The organism is Mesorhizobium sp. M8A.F.Ca.ET.207.01.1.1, from assembly GCF_004794715.1.
Taxonomy (GTDB): Bacteria; Pseudomonadota; Alphaproteobacteria; order Rhizobiales; family Rhizobiaceae; genus Mesorhizobium.
Window position 1 is genome coordinate 1 of sequence record NZ_SRUS01000105.1, and the last position, 427, is coordinate 427.

The following is a 427-nucleotide window of genomic DNA, read 5'->3' on the forward strand; positions in this document are numbered from 1 at the left end:
GTCGATGCGACCGGCAATCGGTGCGCTGACCGTCGCATGGCGCAGGTCGAGCTGGCGACGCGCCAGGATGGCGCGTGCCTCGTTCACGGCGGCGCGGGCCTGTTCGTACTCGGCGCTGGCGTCGTCGCGATGCTGCTGGCTGACCGCCTGCGCGGCGGCCAATGCATGCAGGCGCTGCGACTGAACGCGGCTGCGGGCCAGCGCGGCCTCAGTGCGCTGCAGCGCGGCCAATGCCGAATCGACATCGGCACGGAACGCTGCCGGGTCGATCTGGAACAGGGCCTGGCCGGCACTGACTTCCGCGCCCTGTTCGAACAGGCGCCGCTGCACGATGCCGCCCACCTGGGCTCGGCTCTGCGCGGTGCGCACCGCCGCCACGCGGCCCGGCAGTTCGTCATCGCGCTGCACCACCTGCGGACCCACGCTC

At 72.6% G+C, this 427-nt stretch carries 1 protein-coding gene; it reads right to left on the reverse strand.

Annotated elements, in window-relative coordinates:
- Positions 1 to 427 (reverse strand): efflux RND transporter periplasmic adaptor subunit (locus EN850_RS33675; RefSeq protein ID WP_136092945.1); only part of this gene is annotated, 427 nt, incomplete at both ends.